This window comes from Lapidilactobacillus achengensis, from assembly GCF_003946655.1.
Lineage (GTDB): Bacteria > Bacillota > Bacilli > Lactobacillales > Lactobacillaceae > Lapidilactobacillus > Lapidilactobacillus achengensis.
Genome location: NZ_RHOV01000008.1, coordinates 82494 through 94880, shown reverse-complemented (window position 1 = coordinate 94880; position 12387 = coordinate 82494). Strand labels below are relative to the sequence as shown.

Annotated in this window: 10 protein-coding genes; all 10 read right to left on the bottom strand. The window is 50.0% G+C overall.

Translation table 11 applies throughout. The features are described from left to right. Positions 1-519 precede the first annotated feature (519 nt). Positions 520-3318, bottom strand: a complete 2799-nt coding sequence (gene ileS, locus EKM94_RS06485; protein WP_125599257.1) for an isoleucine--tRNA ligase — start codon at positions 3316-3318, stop codon at positions 520-522. Between the two features lie 224 nt (positions 3319-3542). Beyond that, complete coding sequence (locus EKM94_RS06480) at positions 3543-4457, bottom strand: DivIVA domain-containing protein (protein WP_125599254.1); 915 nt, start codon at positions 4455-4457, stop codon at positions 3543-3545. 12 nt (positions 4458-4469) lie between these two features. Next, complete coding sequence (locus EKM94_RS06475; RefSeq protein WP_125599252.1) at positions 4470-5276, bottom strand: YlmH family RNA-binding protein; 807 nt, start codon at positions 5274-5276, stop codon at positions 4470-4472. Positions 5277-5331: 55 nt separating this feature from the next. After that, a complete protein-coding gene (locus EKM94_RS06470; protein ID WP_125599249.1) occupies positions 5332-5616 on the bottom strand; it encodes a YggT family protein in 285 nt (94 codons plus the stop codon). 4 nt (positions 5617-5620) lie between these two features. Continuing rightward, positions 5621-6073, bottom strand: coding sequence for a cell division protein SepF (locus tag EKM94_RS06465; RefSeq protein WP_125599246.1), 453 nt, complete (start codon positions 6071-6073; stop codon positions 5621-5623). Positions 6074-6109: 36 nt separating this feature from the next. Beyond that, the gene (gene ftsZ, locus EKM94_RS06460; RefSeq protein ID WP_125599243.1) at positions 6110-7354 is read right to left on the bottom strand and encodes a cell division protein FtsZ; all 1245 of its coding nucleotides are present in this window, start codon (positions 7352-7354) and stop codon (positions 6110-6112) included. Between the two features lie 62 nt (positions 7355-7416). Beyond that, a complete protein-coding gene (gene ftsA / locus EKM94_RS06455) occupies positions 7417-8751 on the bottom strand; it encodes a cell division protein FtsA (RefSeq protein ID WP_125599240.1) in 1335 nt (444 codons plus the stop codon). Positions 8752-8945: 194 nt separating this feature from the next. Further along, positions 8946-9806, bottom strand: a complete 861-nt coding sequence (locus EKM94_RS06450; protein WP_164511135.1) for a cell division protein FtsQ/DivIB — start codon at positions 9804-9806, stop codon at positions 8946-8948. 66 nt (positions 9807-9872) lie between these two features. Beyond that, complete coding sequence (murG, locus tag EKM94_RS06445; RefSeq protein WP_125599233.1) at positions 9873-10976, bottom strand: undecaprenyldiphospho-muramoylpentapeptide beta-N-acetylglucosaminyltransferase; 1104 nt, start codon at positions 10974-10976, stop codon at positions 9873-9875. Then, positions 10973-12358 carry a UDP-N-acetylmuramoyl-L-alanine--D-glutamate ligase gene (gene murD, locus EKM94_RS06440; RefSeq protein WP_125599230.1) on the bottom strand — a complete coding sequence of 462 codons (1386 nt, stop codon included), beginning with the start codon at positions 12356-12358 and terminating at the stop codon, positions 10973-10975. The genes murG and murD overlap by 4 nt, the downstream gene beginning before the upstream one ends. Between the last annotated feature and the right edge of the window lie 29 nt (positions 12359-12387).

Sequence of the window (12387 nt, the reverse complement as noted above, 5' to 3'; positions counted from 1 at the left end):
ATATCTTGGCTAAAGGCTTAGCCCTTAACTAAGAATCACAGTCCGTCTGGCAACCTGCGGACTCTAAAGGCTTTGGTAATTAGCACGTAAGACCTGCTTGCAGGCGATGGCTGTATCTAAGCAAATTGTGGTCGTGTCGCCGTTAGGCGGTGCTCTCACAAGCCTGTGACATTAGTCACGGGTGGTTGACTGATCATTCACTCCACTATTCTCTCGAGTTTCCACGAACGGGCAGTGTGACTGGGGACAGTTACGAAATGGCCGTCTTGAAGTCGAGCCCACGTTGCCGTCTAGCCAGGAACGCCTCCCAGTTACCACTAGACGACCCTAGTTAAGACAAAATAAAAGGCTGTGTCAATCAATCTGCTTTGACTCAGCCTTTTACCTTTTTTATTCTGTTCGTTAATGCTAGTTTACAACCCGTGATCCAAAAATGCAAAGGTGTTTGCACCTATCTTAACACGATATGCGCCTGGCAAAAGTCACTGGACCTGGCGTGATCGATACGTTGCGGCCATCCTACTTCGTTGGCCGTTCAAATCCTGAAGTCACAGCTTCTGGGAATTCCTGGCGCACGATCGCCGCGCAATCCGCGCAGAAAGTTGGCAAGTCCGCATCGCTCCCCACACTGGTCAAAGTCTTCCGACAGCGTTCACAGACAGCACCGTCCGCGTGACGAACCTCGATGGCGAAATCATTGAAACTGGTTGCCGTTGCTGGCGCGTCAGCCGCTGCCACTGGGCTGATTTCTAATTGCGAGACGATCAACAACTCGGCCAAATCAGCTTGAAGCCCCAATAGAACCGGACGGAAGGTCGCCGATGGGTACAAGACCACTTTGGCCTCCAACGACTTACCGATCAACTTCTCGTTTCGAGCGACTTCCAAGGCGCGATGAACCCCATCACGAAAGTCCATGATCGCCGTCCATTTCGTCAACAACGCTTGATCAGCGGCAGTGATCGTCGCCGTTGGCATTTCCGCCAATTGAACATAGTCCTCTGGCTCAGCCAAGTACGACCAGATCTCCTCACTAGTATGAGGCAAAATCGGGGTCAACAGCTTCGTCAGTGTAACCAAGGACTGATAAATCACCGTTTGCATTGCGCGCCGGCTAGCATCATCGGCAGCCTTGATGTAAATAACATCTTTCGCGAAGTCCAAGTAAAAGGCCGACAAATCATTGACCAGGAAGTTGTTGATTTGCTTGAAGACGGTCGCAAAATCAAGCTCATCGTAAGCTTGGATCGCTTGCGCATTGACTTGATGAAGCCGGGCCAACATAAAGCGATCCACTTCACGCAACGCTTCTGGCGCTAAGCTTTCCGTGGCCGCGTCAAAATCCGCCACATTGGCCAACATAAAGCGGAACGTATTCCGGATTTTACGATAAACTTCGGACATTTGCCGTAAAATATCCATCGAGACTGCCACATCTGAACTGCTGTCCACTGAAGCGACCCACAGACGAATGATCTCTGCGCCCATTTGCTTGAAAATATCATTGGGATCGATGACATTCCCCAATGACTTACTCATCTTATGACCTTTATCATCCAAAACGAAGCCTTGTGACAAGATCTGACGGTATGGCGACTGGCCAGTGGTCGCCATGCTGGTGATCAAACTGGAGTTGAACCAGCCTCGATACTGATCGGAACCTTCAATGATCAGATCAGCTGGGAAACTTAATTCCGGTCGCGTGGTCAAAACAGCCCGATGAGACGAACCCGAATCGAACCAAACATCCAGAATATCTTTTTCTTTGGTAAACGTGCCGTTCGGTGATCCTGGATGAGTGAACCCTGCCGGCAAGAGTTCCTTGGCCGACTTTTCAAACCAGATGATCGATCCGTGTTTTTCAAACAGGTCGGCCACATGATTCACCGTTTCTGGCGTAATGATCGCGGTGCCATCCTCCGCATAGAAAATCGGTAATGGTAAGCCCCAAGCTCGTTGCCGGGAAATAACCCAGTCGCCCCGATCGCGGATCATGTTGTAAAGTCGCGTTTGACCCCAATCTGGCTTAAATTTCACGCCATCGATCGCCGCTAAAATTTGATCACGGAAAGCATCAATCGACGCGAACCACTGTGTCGTCGCTCGGAAAATCACCGGCTTCTTGGTCCGCCAATCATGCGGATAGCTATGGGTGAAGAAGCTTAATTTCAGTAAGGCGCCCTTGGCGGACAGCGCTTCAGTCACCATTTTGTTAGCATCATCGTAGAAGACGCCCGTGAAACCTGGCGCGTCGGCGGTCATTTTGCCCTGCGCGTCAACAACGGATAAGACCGGCAAGTGATACTTCGAGCCGGCGTTAAAGTCATCAGCACCATGACCTGGCGCGGTATGAACCAAGCCCGTCCCATCATCCAAGGTGACATGGTTGCCCAAGATAACCAAGGACGTCCGATCATAAAGCGGATGTTGGACGGTGATCATTTCCAGATCAGCGCCCTTGACTGTTTTCAAGGTCTCAACGTGTTCGAAGCCTAACGCCTCTTGCACCGCCGCCAACCGTTCCGTGGCAAAAACATACTTATGGCCATCAGCCAAAACCACGCTGTAATCAAAGCGCGGGTTAACACAGATCGCCTCATTGGCTGGGATCGTCCAGGGGGTCGTTGTCCAAATCACCAGTGAGGTGTCATCATCAAGCACACCTTGACCATCTACGACCTTGAAGGCCACATAAATCGATGGGGATTTGATGTCATGATATTCGATCTCAGCTTCCGCCAAGGTAGATTCCGACGATGGTGACCAATAGACAGGTTTCTTGCCCTTGTAGATATAGCCCTTAGCCGCCATTTCTCCAAACAAACGGATCTCTTCCGCCTCAAATTCAGGTTGCAAAGTGATGTAAGGATGGTCCCAATCACCAGCGACACCTAACCGTTTAAAACCGATCCGCTGTTTGTCGATCTCATCCAAGGCAAACTTCCGGCACAATTCCAAGTAGTCAACCAGCGGCATTTTGCGCCGATCGATGCCCTGCTTCGTTAATTGTTGTTCGATCGGCAAACCATGAGTATCCCAACCAGGCACATAAGGCGCCCGAAAACCATGCATCGACTTGTAGCGCACCACAATATCTTTACTGATCTTATTCAAGGCATGGCCTAAATGGATACTGCCATTGGCAAACGGCGGGCCATCGTGGAGAATAAAGGTCGGTTTGCCCGCATTCAACTTCTGCCGTTGCTGATAAACCTGATTTTCTTCCCATTCATGTTGCCATTCTGGTTCTCTCTTAGGTAAATTGCCCCGCATTGGGAAAGCTGTTTTTCCTAAATGTAAGGTATCTTTGACACGCATTCCTGTTCCTCCTTCAAACAACAAAAAAATCCCGCCTTAATAGGACGAGATTCCCGTGGTACCACCTAATTTGAAAAGTTGCCTTTTCCACTTTAATGTTGTCTTCAATTGTTCTTCTAAAGTGATGCACCAACCATCAGAGCCCGCTGACCTTTCACTGTCGTCAGCTCGCTAAAGGGATTCATGGTTAGTTTAGCTTTAGAATTTCACATAATAGCTACATCTTACTCGTTTTCTTCAGGAAAAACAATCGTTACGCCACCATAATTTTGATCGGGCGCAGTCATGTTCTCCTCATCAGGCTCTGTGTCGGTTGGGCCGTCACCATTAGTATGGCTACGATAATGGAAAACTGCCGCATCATCCGTCACTCGATCTTCAGGAACTGGCGGCACCTCTGGAACTACCGTACCTTGATTCAACGCCGCTGAAAATTCGGCAGCGGGATCTTCTGGTCGCACCGGGGCAGCCGGCGCCTCAGCTGTTGGTGCTGGTGGTGTTGAGGTCTCAGGCGCTTGAGCTTGAGCTGGAGCGGTTGCTGCCGCTGAGCTGGCACTGCCACTACTAGGATGATCGTGGTCGTGATCGCGGTCATCAAACGGTTCGTCAAGCAAGGCGCCGACCCGATTGGTACTCTCTTCACCCTTACCAAGCAATGTGCGCCACTCCGGCGTCTTGATCATGGCCAATTGCGATTCAAGCAAAACCTGAAGTCGTTGATGGAAAACACGCGTATCTTTCTTCAATTCATCCGTTTCGATCGTCAAATGACGCGCCCGCTCGGAAGCATCTTGCAGAATTTGATTAGAACGTTCGGTTGCCTCAGTCAGCATTTGCTTCGACTGCTTCTCTGCATCCGTTTTGATCATATCGGCTTCATGCTGGGCATTGTTTTTGACCCGATCCGCGGCGTTCTGAGCAACAATGATCGACTGATTGAGCGCATCTTTCAAATCGGTGAAATAAGCAACGCGTTCCTGACTCTCTTTCAAAGATTGGGTCAATTGCTGATTCTTCTCCTGCAGCTCACCTAATTCAGTCGCTAATTGCGTCAAAAAAGGCTTGACCTGTTCCGGATCCCAACCACGAAATTTGCTTTCAAAACTCTTATTCCGAATATCATCTGGTTTCAGTGCCATCAAAGTTCCTCCTTATCCTTGCCCTTTTAATGGACGGCGCCGTAAAGTGCCGATTTCCAATTTGTAGTGGGCTTTGCGCGTTTGCCCCAGCACATTTCTTAGCTGGACTCGCCCAAACTTTCGTACACTTAACATATCCAGCAAGTCTAGCTGGAAATCAGGTTGGGTGACCGTCGTCCAATTAACTTGAACTTGCTGTGCTTCGATCAAACCCTTGGCCCGCTGCCGGGAAATATTGAACGTATCAGCCACGATCGTATCAAGACGCATCGAGCTGACAACCAGTGATTCCGCGACCCAATCATTGGCTGGGACGACCGTTTCAATGGCGTTCATCGGAATGACGCGGACATTGATCGAACCGATCTTGGTGATCTGCTCAACAAAAAAGTCGGCCATAGACGCGACCCCGAAAAACTGCCAACGTTCGCCATCGGTTATGATATCGCCAAACTGGCTACGATCGATCCCCGAATTGATCAAGGTTCCCAAGATTTTCCCATGAGAAAGTTCGGCAAATTTCAGCGGATACTTGATCTCGAATAGTTGGATCCGATAATCCTCACTTTGTGGCTGGTAATACCCCGGTGCAAAAATAACCCGCTTACGCTCGGCCTGATTGTAACCACCGGCTTGCCAATAACGAAAACTCTCATCCAGCTTGCCAATGACCGTTTCAATCAAAAACTGTTGGCGCGGATCTAAGAAGTTGGTGAGAATAGGCCGATATTCATCGATTGCCTGATTTCGCCACTCATCGATCCGCTCAATGAACGGACGCTCCTCGGGTCTAAAATGTTGGAAAACGGCGCTATCCATCGCCACACCTCCTCAATATTTGCAGAACAAACGTGCCGTCGGCTGAGCCCTCGCTTTAGAGTAACATCAATATCATGTTACCTAGCCGGCCAAAAGCCCACTGCAGTCCAGTGATGATCAGAATTCCCAGGATCGGGGCAAAACTTAAGCCAAAGATCGAGGGTAAGATGCGTTCGATCGCACCTAATAAAGGCTCGACCAACCACGCCAATAACTGTCCAAACCGAGTACTTCGTGCATTTGGGACCCAAGACATCAATGCGTAAATGACGATTGCCCCACTATACACGTCTAGTAAGATCCGGATGAGGGAGAATAGTCCCATAATAAAAGTTGTCATGCCATCAAATTCCTTGTTCGCTTTTTAGAGTATCTGTGATAGTGCCTTCAATTTCGAATTTCGGTGGCGTACACAGGAAAATTTGCTCCCCGACCCGTTGGATCTCACCTTTCATTGCGAAAACAGTCCCAGTTAGGAAGTCCACGATTCGTCGTGCCTGGCTTTCTTCCAGCTGACTGAAATTGACGATCACCGCCTGGTTTTCCAACAGATTAGTCGCGATCTCCTTGGCGTCAGCATAGATCCGTGGCTCAAAAATAACGATCTTGCGTCCTTGCGTACGACTCCCAGCCTGTGTGATCGGCACAACTTTAGCGCTGTGACTGGCGGGCATTTCTGGTTGTTTGAAGCCAAAGTCAGCCGTATTTGGCTCATTTGCTGCTTCGTATTCGTTGTCTTGGTAATCATCTTCATCATCTGTGATACCAAAGAAACGACTGATTTTCTTTAAGGACATGGTTCTTCACCTCATTACAGTACGATCATCCGACTATTATTGACGGCGACGCTTAAAGAACGGCGGCACGTCGTTATCTTCATCTTTCTTCTGCTCAGTTTGACCAGAGGCAGACCGAGATTGATAAACATCGAAATCTTGCTTTTCAATATCTTTGAATTGTTGGTCAACATTTTCACGTTTGTTAACATAGGTCGTCAAAATATTCCAATCACCAAATTTGCCGTCATGGTCCGCCTGGCTGGCCGCATTGGCCTGGTCACCTGCCGCATTATTCGTTTGTTGCCGGTTAACGGTTGGTTGTGGGCGGCGCTTAGCCCCATCCAACTCCTCGATTCCGGTCGCGATCACAGTGACCCGAACCTCATCACCGAGACTTTCGTCGATGGCCGTACCCCAAAGAATGTTCACATCTGAGGAGGCAGCATCGGAAACAATTTGTGCGGCTGCTTCCATTTCGTACAAGGAAAGGTCAGGTCCACCGGTGATATTCAGCAAGACTTTCTTGGCGCCTTGGATCGAAACTTCCAATAAAGGCGACGAGATCGCTTTCTTAGTTGCTTCGGCGATCCGATTCTCACCATTGGCCGAGCCCACACCCATTAAGGCGGAACCCTGGTTCTTCATCACGTTGGTCACGTCAGCAAAGTCCAAATTGACGATCCCAGGTGCTGTGATCAAATCGGAGATGCCTTGAACGCCTTGGCGCAAAACATTGTCAGCTTCATGGAAGGCCTCGTTCAACGGCGTCTTCTTATCAATGATCTCTAATAAGCGATTATTTGAAATGATGACCAGCGTGTCCACATGCTGTTTCAATTCCGCGATTCCTTCCGCGGCGAAACGACTGCGGTCGGGTCCCTCAAAGGTAAACGGACGGGTGACTACCCCAACGGTCAACGCGCCTTGATCTTTGGCGATCCGCGCGATAACTGGCGCTGCTCCGGTCCCGGTGCCGCCACCCATACCACAAGTGACGAAGACCATATCAGAACCCTTCAATGCTTCTGTCAGAACCTCTTCGCTCTCTTCTGCCGCCTTTTCCCCGACTTCAGGGGTCGAGCCGGCACCTAGGCCACGGGTCAATTTAGGGCCGATCTGGATTTTGATATCCGCCTTTGATTTCGCTAAAACTTGAAGATCGGTATTGGCCGCGATAAATTGAACACCTTTGATGCTCTCTTCGATCATCCGGTCAAGCGCGTTACCACCGGCACCACCGACACCGATGACCTTAATTACTGGTCCTGTACTTTGTTGGGGATCCATTGCAAAATCCATACGTTTTCCTCCTAAATTCACTACATCATCGTTTTTTATTGTCTTGCGTCTGCAAAGCCAGATCAATCAAAGAAGTTCTTGAAAAAGGCCCGGATACCGCCCTGCTTATGGGGTTTGGCCGGCTTTTCTTCAGTCTCAGCTTCTGGTTTGGTCCCATACTGCCGCTCCTGCTTCTTCGAATTCACCTGATTGGGTTGCTGGGGAAGATCATGGCTGACCGTCGCGTCCAAAGCGCCTTGATTGACCACGCTGGTGACCAAGAGTTCGATCTCGCTTAAGTTATTCGCATAGGCGATCAACCCTAAGCCTGTGGCAAAGCCAGCATTTCGCAGCCCCATTTCTTGCGGCGAATATAGGCGCACCGTCACATTCAACAAGCGCTCAGCTAAAGGCACCAGTCCAACTGTTTCAGCAACACCACCGGTCAAAACCACACCGCCTGGCAGCGCCAAGGCGTCAACTTTCACCAAGTCGTGGTCCAAACGATCAAAGATTTGCTCGAAGCGCGCTTCCAAGATCTCGGACAGGTAAGTTTCCTCGACCAAGACCGGCTCATCTTTGCCAACCACTTCCACAGGGAATTTCTCCCCGGGAGTGGTCTGGTCAGGATCAGCCATCCCGTAATCCCGTTTGATTTTCTCTGCATTGCTGAGGCTGGTGTTCAAAACAACCGAAACGTCCTTGGTGAGGTTCAGGCCGCCTTCTTCATCAACAGCCACATACTTCAACTGATGATCATGGATCGCATAAGCGGTTGACTGCGCTCCGCCCATGTCGATCAAAACAGTCCCGAAATCCTGCTCGCCATCATTCAAGGCAAGCTGGGCCAACGCCAGTGGATTTAAAACGAAGTGTTTCAAACGTAGGCCGACTTTTTGTAATACTTTCCGAATATTATTGATCACGATCCGCGGTACCGAATAGACGAACGCGTCTAATTCGACCCGCGTCGCCGACATACCTCTAGGATCTGTGACGCCACCTTGACCGTCCACGATAAACTGTTCTGGCGTGATCGCCACAACTTCTCGTTCGGCCGGAATACTGTGTGACAAACTAGCCGTGGCCACATTGAAGACTTCGACTTCGCTGATCTCCTTTGGCTGTTCGGCAACGATGATCATGCCATGAGTTGGCTGGATCAGGAGATCCTTCGCTGGCACGCCAACAACAACTTGATCAAATTTCAAATTTGATTTGGTCTGAGCCTGTTGGACTGCTGTTCGTGTTGCCGTCACGACTTTATCGATATCCACGATCACGCCGTCTTTGAGACCCTGTGACCGCTCGCTACCAACGCCAATAACATTCAACTGTCCGTTGACAGCTTCGCCAACGATCACACGAATCGCAGTTGTCCCAATATCGAGGCCCACATATACTTGAGCTTTATCCATCCAATAAAGCCTCCTCGATTTCACATTTATTTATCATTCAAAAATTTCTAGTACTCCCTAAAGTTTACCACATCAGGCGCCAGTTAAGGAACTCATTTTCCTTGTAACAACCAAGAAGTTGCAACTTTTCGGTAAAAAGTTGACCCCACAAATCAGAGCCGACCTAATTTGCGGTGATCAACCTGGCTTGTGACCTATTTTTGCTGGGCGAAGGGGGTAAAGAACGCCCCGACTTCCAAATCGACGATTCCTTTTTGGGAGGTTTGGCTCACAATATTTCCGTAATACTTCAAGCGTTTGACCACGGTGCGCGAATCTGCGACCACTTCATTCCCATCATTCATGTATAAGTGGATCCGATAGGGATTGGCCTTGCTAGGATCAGACTTGATCTCCGAGATCGCATTTTGGATCTGCGTCGGGATCTTCGCGTACAAGGTAATCACCTTATTCAAGGCAACACCCGGTTTGAAATCCGCATAGATCGGGAAATTACCGATCGGCTTTGCCATGATTTGGGAATCTAATTTGCCATTGGCGAAAATCCGTTGATAACCTTGCTTTTTGGCGAAAAAGCCCACGGTCGGTTCCTCTTTGACTTTCAGTGCCACTTTATTCCAATTACTCACGACCACCCTGACCGAGTGCAACGCTGGCAACTGCTGTTTCAAACGAGTTTCAAGTTGCTTTTCTTGAGCCATGGTCACCAAGACATTGCTCTCAGTGGTGAGTTGGCTGGCGTCGATCACATCCTGAGCGGCGGTGATCTCTACCCCGCTGACCGAAACCAAGGCAACACGCGAGTAAGGTGAGACATAATACCAAAGTCCCACCAGACCCGTCCCGAATAACAGAAAAATCAAAGCCAGCCGCCAAGCAATCTGCAAAGTTCGGTGGCGATGATACTGCGGCAGTTTTTTCGTAACCGGTCGTGGCTGGTGCTTCTGTTGCCGTGTTTGGGTTTTAAGTTTGAACGTTTCCCAAACCTTGATCGCAGAGTTGGGGTCCGTGCGCGTGATGCTTGACTTGCTTTTGTCCTGAGCGATAGCCCCCACCTCCCAATAATTATGACGACTCGCTTGACTACAACGAGCCGGACTGGTTACCAAAAGTCAACTTGATCAACGCTTGGCACGAATCAGTTCTTGCATCACCGTGATCAGTTGATCGGCCGCGTCCGGTGTGGCCATCCGCAAGGCCGCCTGGTGCATTTGCTGCCACTCTTCTGAGTCTAACAGAATATGATCCGCGGTGGCTACTAAGGAGCGTCCGTTCAACTCGATTTCTGGCAGAAGCAAGGCCGCCTGCTTGTCAACTAAATAACTGGCATTATGATTCTGGTGGTCATGAGTGACATAAGGACTAGGCACCAAAATCGAGGGAATCCCTAAAGCAGTGATCTCGGCCAAAGTTGTCGCGCCACTGCGACCACATAATACCGAGATCTCCGGTAAGATCTCACTCATGCGATCCAAGTAGGGCACAATCTTGATATTGGTTTTCTCGGTGAGTGGGCCAACTTGGTCGTTGACCTGATCGAACAATGCCTGACCCGTGACAAACAAAACTTGATAGGATTTCTCCGAAAACTCGGGAATGGCCGCGATCACCGCTTTATTCAGTGGCGCCGCACCGCGACTGCCACCGACGATCAGCAAGGTTTGCAGATCCGTGCGCAACCCCAACCCAGCCAGCAGGCCTTGTGGTTGTAATTTGGCTACCGCTTGCGCTCGGGGGTTACCGGTCAAAACCAGTTTCTTCTTCTCGGAGAATTGATGGGCCGCTTCAGGAAACACGTAAGCGATGCGATCGACATAATGTCCCAGAAACTTGTTGGACAAACCAGCAATCGAATTCTGTTCGTGGATCACGGTGGGAATATGCATCCGACTAGCCATGTAAACGACGGGGGCACAAACATACCCACCGGTCCCCACAACGATATCGGGTTGAAATTCCTTGATCAACGCCTTGGCCCGGTGCAAACTCCGCCGAAATTTGGCAATCGTTTGGAAATTTTCCAACGTCAGTTTGCGGCGAAACCCTTGGATCTCAATGGTCTCAAAGGGAATCCCTGCCGCGGTGACGATCTTGGCTTCAAGCCCATTCGCGGTCCCTACATAGAGCACCTCATCTAACAAATGTCGTTCTTGGAGACGCTGGATCAACGCCAGTGCTGGGTAGATATGGCCACCTGTGCCGCCTCCGGAAATCATTAATCTCATGCTTCTGTCTCTCCTGCTTCTCCAGTCAATTGGGCGACGGTCTCAATGAAGAGATCGCCCCGTTCTTCGAATGTTTTGAATTGGTCCCAACTTGCCGCCGCTGGGGACAACAAGATCACCTCATTGGGTTTTGAGAGTACGACGGCTTGTTTGGTCGCCGCAACCAAGTCTGGCACTTGGACGATCGTCGCGATCCCCGCCTGTTGTCCAGCCGCTTTCATCAACTCCGACGTTTCCCCATAAAGCACCATGGCCCGCACGTGCTTTTTGAGTAGTGGCACTAGCGCCTCAAAGGTAAAGCCCCGGTCAAGCCCACCGGCGATCAACACAATCGGTTGGGCGAAGCTTTGCAAAGCCACCGTGGTCGCTTCGATATTGGTTGCCTTGGAATCGTTGTAAAAGCGCCGTTGTTGCCATTCTTCAACAAACTGGATCCGATGCTTGACGCCGGCAAAAGTCTGCAACACCGTTTGGATCGCGTGATTACTGACGCCTTTGAGTTTGGCAACCGCCACCGCCGCTAAAGCGTTCTCCACGTTGTGCTGACCCGGGATCTTGATAACTGCCACGGGGCAGATCCGTTCCTCCCGGAAATAAATCTGACCATCTTTGACGTAACTACCCGCTGTGCTCTTACCTAAACGGGAGAAAGGCACCACCTGGCCGCGCGTGCGCTGACTTAATTTCTGCCATTCCTCGCTGTCCCAATTGACCACGAAATAGTCGTCTGGCGTTTGATTCTTGACCAGATTCATTTTGGCTTCGATATAATTATGACGATTGCCATGATAATCCAAATGGGCTTCATAAATATTGGTCAAGACCGCGATGTGCGGCCGCAATTCCGTCACGCCGAGCAGTTGGAAGCTGGATAATTCAGTCACCATAGTTTGATCTGGCTGGATCTTCTGCGCGACTTCACTCGCTGGGATACCAATGTTTCCCGCCACGTAAGCCTTAGTGGTCGCTTGATCCTGATTCAGCATTAAGTTGATCAACGTTGTCGTGGTTGTTTTCCCATTGGAGCCTGTGATCCCGATCAGTTCACCGGCCAGCACCTCATACGCCAATTCCGGCTCCGTGATAATCGGCAACTTGAGCGCTTGCGCCCGTTTGACCATGGGATTGCTATACAGAATTCCAGGATTCTTGACCATTAAGCTGAAGTCTTCATCCAAAAGTTCCACTGGATGTGACCCGGAAATAACCCGGATCCCCGCTTCAACTAATTGCTGAGCGTGGGGGCTTTTCTCCAACGGTTGCCGATCATTAACAGTGACAAAAGCGCCTAATTTATGCAGGAGCAAAGCGGCATGAAGACCACTCTTCGCGAGACCCAAAACAATGACTTTCTTATTCCGATAGGTACTGATTTCTTTCATTTTAACCGAGACCCTTCTCATTCCAACTC

Coding starts and splice junctions, on each gene's coding strand:
- EKM94_RS06465 (WP_125599246.1), bottom strand. CDS start 6,073: ATGTCCTTAAAGAAAATCAGTCGTTTCTTTGGTATCACAGATGATGAA.
- ftsA (WP_125599240.1), bottom strand. CDS start 8,751: ATGGATAAAGCTCAAGTATATGTGGGCCTCGATATTGGGACAACTGCG.
- murD (WP_125599230.1), bottom strand. CDS start 12,358: ATGAAAGAAATCAGTACCTATCGGAATAAGAAAGTCATTGTTTTGGGT.
- murG (WP_125599233.1), bottom strand. CDS start 10,976: ATGAGATTAATGATTTCCGGAGGCGGCACAGGTGGCCATATCTACCCA.
- EKM94_RS06475 (WP_125599252.1), bottom strand. CDS start 5,276: ATGGATAGCGCCGTTTTCCAACATTTTAGACCCGAGGAGCGTCCGTTC.
- ileS (WP_125599257.1), bottom strand. CDS start 3,318: ATGCGTGTCAAAGATACCTTACATTTAGGAAAAACAGCTTTCCCAATG.
- EKM94_RS06470 (WP_125599249.1), bottom strand. CDS start 5,616: ATGACAACTTTTATTATGGGACTATTCTCCCTCATCCGGATCTTACTA.
- ftsZ (WP_125599243.1), bottom strand. CDS start 7,354: ATGGATTTTGCAATGGATCCCCAACAAAGTACAGGACCAGTAATTAAG.
- EKM94_RS06480 (WP_125599254.1), bottom strand. CDS start 4,457: ATGGCACTGAAACCAGATGATATTCGGAATAAGAGTTTTGAAAGCAAA.